This is a genomic window from Microcystis aeruginosa LEGE 91341, from assembly GCF_015206885.1.
In the GTDB taxonomy this organism is placed as follows: Bacteria; Cyanobacteriota; Cyanobacteriia; order Cyanobacteriales; family Microcystaceae; genus Microcystis; species Microcystis aeruginosa_H.
On record NZ_JADEXY010000273.1, the window covers coordinates 1 to 1,146 of the forward strand.

Consider the following 1,146-nt stretch of genomic DNA (forward strand, 5'->3'; position numbering starts at 1 on the left):
AGAAAATATGTCAAGAGAAAGCCAGTGCATTCATTGTGGAAGTAAAACGGAAAAAGTTCATCAAAACAATGAATTAACAATCCGAGATTTACCCTTTGGAGAACAGGCATTATATCTGAGAATTAATCGTCGTCAGATGAGATGCGAGAAATGTGGGAAAAAATTCACAGAAGAACTAAATTATTTGCCAAAGAAAAGAACCTACACAGACAGATTTAGAAAAAAAATAGTTGCCGAAGTCCTGAATAGTGATCTCAAAAATACGGCAGAAAGAAATGGGGTAAGCGAACAAGAAATAGAAACGATGCTCAAAGACTTAGGAGAAGACTTAATAACCGCAAAACCTCAAGGTCTAAAAAAACTAGGAATAGATGAAATAGCCATGATAAAGGGAAAAGAAAATTACTATGCTGTGTTAGTAAATATAGACACAGGAAAAATTGTAGGTTTAGTGGAAAAAAGAACAGAAGAAGCATTAACAGAATATCTAAAACATTGGGGAGAAGAGGTTTTGAGCCAAATAGAGGAAGTAAGTATAGACCTGTGGATAGGGTATAAAAATGTGGCAGAAAAACTAATGCCTCAAGCTCAAATAGTAGGAGATAGATTTCATGTAATGAAACAAGTAAATAACGAGCTAGATGAAGCCAGAAAGGAGGTAAAAAGAGAGGCAATTAAGATAAAAAATAAGAAAAATAAAGAAAATATCTTAGCAGGAATAGCCAAGAGCAAATATGCCTTGTTAAAGAATGAAGGATACTTAGTAGAGAAAGAAAAGAAAAAAGTGGAAGAAGTATATAAAGTGTCTCCAAAACTTGGGGAAATGCACAAATTAAAAGAGGCATTTAGAGAAGTATTTGAGAAAAATACGGAGGGGAATGAGGGATTATTTGCCTTGAGCGATTGGATAAAAAAGGCGATGGCTTACTTTCCTAAAAGCTGCCAGACAATTCGGCGGTGGATTGACGAAATAACTGCCTATTTTGATAACCGAACAACCCAGGGAACAGTGGAAGGAATTAACAATAAACTGAAGGTGATTAAAAGGAGAGGCTATGGATTTAGAAACTTTAAAAACTTTAGTCTTAGATGTTTATTAAATTGGCATTTTGCTAGTTGATTTTACATGGTAAGTTCGGAAGAACC

1 protein-coding gene is annotated in these 1,146 nt (G+C 34.6%); it reads left to right on the plus strand.

Annotation, left to right across the window (positions count from 1 at the left end):
- On the plus strand, positions 1-1,120 hold a 1,120-nt coding region (locus IQ234_RS20820; RefSeq protein ID WP_193958462.1), incomplete at its 5' end, for an ISL3 family transposase.
- Positions 1,121-1,146: the final 26 nt, after the last annotated feature.